The organism is Lichenihabitans sp. Uapishka_5, from assembly GCF_033947565.1.
Taxonomy (GTDB): Bacteria; Pseudomonadota; Alphaproteobacteria; order Rhizobiales; family Beijerinckiaceae; genus Lichenihabitans.
In genome coordinates this window covers 1-1491 of the sequence record NZ_JARPVX010000192.1, presented here as the reverse complement: position 1 = coordinate 1491, position 1491 = coordinate 1, and the positions used below count along the sequence as shown (strand labels likewise).

1 protein-coding gene and 1 pseudogene are annotated in these 1491 nt (G+C 59.7%); both read right to left on the bottom strand.

The window, feature by feature from the left end; genetic code table 11:
- A pseudogene (locus P7D22_RS23085) lies at window positions 1-265 on the bottom strand (IS701 family transposase); the annotation flags it as partial.
- A 188-nt stretch (window positions 266-453) separates the two neighbouring features.
- Window positions 454-1029, bottom strand: a complete 576-nt coding sequence (locus tag P7D22_RS23080) for a cysteine hydrolase (RefSeq protein ID WP_319936581.1) — start codon at window positions 1027-1029, stop codon at window positions 454-456.
- Between the last annotated feature and the right edge of the window lie 462 nt (window positions 1030-1491).

The window sequence follows — 1491 nt, the reverse complement described above, 5'->3', positions numbered from 1 at the left end:
GCAGCGCATCGGCATCCCAACGTCCTCGCCCGAGCAGAGCCTGTTGCCGCCAGGGGCCGCTGTCACCAGCCGCTTCCGCACGCATCCAGCCTGTTTTGCGCGGCTCGTTGCCAAGCAGTGCATCCAGGAACCGGCTCGCCGAAGCCGCCACGCGGTCCTGCGTGAACAAGGGCCGGATACGCTGCTTCGCAACGCGCAACGACGTGGCCCATAAAGCCAGAGTGTCCTCGACCGACGCGCCACCAGTCATCAAATCCTGAATCATGGTCGCCCATTGATTCAGATATCGCTAAAATACGCAACTGTAGTGCTAGGCTGCGCGGCCAGCATTGCATATTTGAAGTAGCGGAGATCGAAGGCGAGATCAGGCACTAAGCGCTGTCTCGATACCGCAGTACCGCGAAATCCGACGCCACGGAACGTTCTCCTAGGAAGCTCGGCGTTTGACGGCGGCTATAAAAGGTCGCTCTCTGTTATGCTGAGCTGCGGCAGAAGTTCGTCTGTCGTCAGGATGGCATGGGCGAACATAGGTCCATTCACCTCGTGCGCTGCGTGCATGGCTTCGGCGCTAAAGGCCGCGGTTGCGTCGCGCACTAGCGTGACATGATAACCCATCTCCATGCCGTACCGGCCTGTCGACTCGATGCAGCTGTTGGCAACCACACCAACGAGGACGATCTTTTGGATGCCGTGTTGTTTGAGCTGGGCGTCGAGGTCGGTATTAGCAAAGCCGCTCTGCGCCCAGTGCTCATAGATGACCACATCGCCGGACTGGGGCCCGAACTCGGGATTGAACGCTCCGCCCCAGCTGCCGTCCTCGAACGCCTTCCCAGGCACGCCGGCTTGCTGGAAGGGGGTCATGTGCTGCCAGCCGTCGAAGTCGCCAGGGCGCGGGCGGTGATGAGGCACGATAAAGACTTGGATGCCGGCTTTGCGGACAGCGGGAATTAATTTGCGAAGATTTTCGAACATGCCGGAGGCGTCCGCCGTCGGCTTGATCGCGTCATAGAGTTTTCCGCCCTCACTCATGAATCATTGTAGGGATCGACGATCAATAAGGCCGTCTGATCTTTGGCATACTTTGCAGTTCTCATGGGTTTTACCTTCACTTAGTCCTTAGGAGACTTCTGGTGACTGCCGTTCATCTGTCTTTTTGCCTTAGAACTATTAGACCAAGACGCGCATATTAGTATTCGACTGTGCGTCAGCGCTCCGGCCCAATCATTTGAAAATAGTCATCCCGGCGGCGCACGGATGGCATCGCTGGCGCTGGCCGCCGTTTAGAGGGGCGTTGGAAACGCCCCTCTCGCCCTTCCATTACAGAGCCGGGCGCCGATCGCCGAGCCGTACGCATCCGGCCAGCACCGCAGATCCGAGCTATCGCGTCACCGTGATCCCGCAGGGGGATGGGCGGTGCGTCAGGCTGCCTGAGCCAGGGATGTGACGGGGCGGCTGGCCTTCCAGTTCCAGGGCAGCAGCTCGTCGAGGCGT

Coding starts and splice junctions, on each gene's coding strand:
- P7D22_RS23080 (WP_319936581.1), bottom strand. CDS start 1,029: ATGAGTGAGGGCGGAAAACTCTATGACGCGATCAAGCCGACGGCGGAC.